The 2,578-nt window shown below is 70.6% G+C and carries 2 protein-coding genes; one reads left to right on the top strand and one right to left on the bottom strand.

Annotation, left to right across the window (positions count from 1 at the left end; all coding sequences use genetic code 11):
* Positions 1-243 precede the first annotated feature (243 nt).
* Positions 244-1,779, bottom strand: a complete 1,536-nt coding sequence (locus VIB55_RS09650; RefSeq protein WP_331876440.1) for a DASS family sodium-coupled anion symporter — start codon at positions 1,777-1,779, stop codon at positions 244-246.
* Positions 1,780-2,210: 431 nt separating this feature from the next.
* On the opposite strand from VIB55_RS09650, the gene VIB55_RS09645 reads away from it, so the two are divergent.
* Positions 2,211-2,411: a hypothetical protein gene (locus tag VIB55_RS09645; protein WP_331876439.1), complete on the top strand. Its 201-nt coding sequence runs from the start codon at positions 2,211-2,213 to the stop codon at positions 2,409-2,411.
* Positions 2,412-2,578: the final 167 nt, after the last annotated feature.

The raw sequence follows: 2,578 nt of genomic DNA, 5'->3' as shown, positions 1-2,578 counted from the left end.
CGGACAGGGTGGAGCAACCCTCAGTGAGTGCACTCGGTCCTGTCTTTGGGGCCACTGAGATGTCGTCGTTACTAAGCTGGGCCAGCGATCGCGCCGCATCAAGCGCTCCGCCACTGACACCATCGGCTTCCTCTCCGGCCCTAGGCCGAAAGCGGACCGAGTATGGCGCAGCACAACTAGAAGGGTGTGCGGCAGGTCCGTAATCGCGCCCGCCTACTGCCGACGAGCCTTGCCCAGCTGTGCTCACCGCACCCACGGCGCCAGCAGCCACACGGCGCCAGTGATGACGACGATGCCGATCAGGTCCAGGATGATGCCGTAGCGCACCATCCGCATCAGCGGCACGTAGCCGGAGCCGTACACGATGGCGTTGCACGGCGTGGACACCGGCAGCATGAAGCCCAGGCTGGCCGCCATCGTCGCGCCGAGCGCGGGAAGCAGGGGATCGATCCCCTGCGCCACGGCGATGGAGATCACCACCGGCACCACCATGTTGGCCGACGCGGTGTTCGACGTGGTCTCCGACACCAGCACGGCGACCACCACGGAGGCCAGCAGCAGCCCGAACTCGCCCCGCAGCGGCAGAAACCCCGTCAGCCCGCGCCCCACGGCCTCGGCCAGCCCCGTCTGGAACGAGAGCACGCCCAGCGCGAATCCGCCGCCGTAGAGCAGGATCACCCCCCAGTCGATCCGCGCCGCGTCGTCCCAGGTGATGGCGCGGGCGCCGCCGTCGCCGGGAAGCACGAACAGCAGCAACGCCCCGATCAGCGCGGCGGCCGACTCGGGGAGCCGCGCGCTCATGCCGCGGTACACGCTGCTTCCTTCGCCCAGGGTGAGCGCGAACAGGCCGGGGGTGATCCAGAGCACCGCCGTCAGCCCGAAGGCGAGGGCCACCGACCGCTGCCCGCTGGACCACGGCCCCAGCTCCGCGCGCGCCCGGCGGATCACCTCGGCGCTGTCGCCCAGCACGGCGACGCCCGCGGGCGACAGGGCGTTCATGTACAGGTACAGGCAGATGAACAGCAGCACCACGACAGGCACCCCCACGGCCATCCACTCGAAGAAGGTGATCTCCTGCTTCACCATTCCGCGGATGAACCCGATGCCGATCACGTTCGGCGGCGTGCCCACGGGGGTCGCCAGCCCGCCGATGGAAGCGGCGAACGAGGTCATCAGCATCAGCCCGGTGGCGTAGCGCGGGTCTATCGTGGGGCGGCCCGCCCCGCCGGAAGCCGTCATCACCGACAGGATGGACATGCCGATGCCGAACATCATCGCCGTCGTCGCGGTGTTCGACATCCATCCGCTCAGCGTGGCGGTGACGGCGCCGAACGCCAGCAGCACCCGCGAAGGCCGCCCGCCGATCCACCGCATGGCGAGCACGGCGTACGCCACGCGCCGGTCCAGCCCGTGGAGGAAGATCGCGCGCGCCAGGATGAACGAGCCGATGAACAGAAAGATCAGCGGATCGGCGAAGGGCGCGAACACCTCCTTGGCGGGCGCCACGCGCAGCACCACGGCCGCCGCGGCACCCAGCAGCGCGGTGGCCGGCATGGGGAGCGCCTCCGTCATCCACAGGATCACGACCGCCGCCATGACCGCCGCCAGCCGGTGGGCCTCGGGCTTCATGCCGCCGGCGGGGAGCAGCAGGACGATCGCGAACGCCAGCGGCGCCAGTACGAATCCGGCGCGCCGGCGAACGGCCTCGAAGCGTTCTTCGCGCGGGGTAATCACCTGGTGCGCGGCCTGGGGCGGGTGAGGCGGATGGGCGTCGGTCACGGAGCGGGCGGGGCGGGGGACGGGTGCGGGCGCGAGCAATCTGCCGCCCGGCCGTTCGCGGCGCCATCCCGGGCCCTGTCATCTCGACGGGTTCGCAGGGTGCCGCCCACTCCCGACGAAGCTTGCTCTCTACCGCGCCCCCCGGTATTCTCTGGTTTCCCGCCGGTCGCGCATCCCAAAGCGAAGCCCACAGGGGCCCACAGCGGATTCGGCGCCGGCGGGGTACACCGTGGTGGGGCTCGGCGGCGGCAAGGTGGTGTCTGTCGATGTGGGCCGCGGCGGGCATGCACGTGGCACGCGTTCGGCTGCGCTAGGCCGGGCGCGTGTGGAGGCATGGCGGGACGGCGGCGGGTGCGGGCTTCGCCGCTGGTCCATGCTGTGCGGTGGGCGAACGGAGCAGGAGAGACCAACTGAAACCGAGGGAGGCTTGGATGGGTGAACCAGGGGTTGTGGTCGCGCGGCGCGGGCTGCACGACGAGGACGAGGGCTGGGAAGAGCGCCTGTTCGAGGCGCCGGATGATGATGACGAGCTGGACGAGGACGAGGACTTCGACGACGAGGTGGATGACGACGATCTCGACGACGACCTCGACGACGAGCTCGACGACGAGGACCTGGACGACGAGCTTTGATTCGAGGGGGCGACTGGCAGGGTAGCGGTCGTCCACCCCTCATCCGCGGCGGCCGCCCTTTGTGGGGCGGCCGCCGTCTTTTGTGGGCAGTGAGGCGCTTCGACTTGGGCCGGCCGCATGCCTCGGCCGCCCCCCATCCCCAGCCCTTCCCCCGCAAACTGCGCGGG

It is taken from the genome of Longimicrobium sp. (genome assembly GCF_036554565.1).
Lineage (GTDB): Bacteria > Gemmatimonadota > Gemmatimonadetes > Longimicrobiales > Longimicrobiaceae > Longimicrobium.
Note: the sequence above shows the minus strand (reverse complement) of the source record. Positions and strands in the feature narration are given on the sequence as shown.

What these genes read in the sequence shown, in the direction of transcription:
- VIB55_RS09645 (WP_331876439.1), top strand. Translation starts at nt 2,211, where the DNA reads ATGGGTGAACCAGGGGTTGTGGTCGCGCGGCGCGGGCTGCACGACGAG.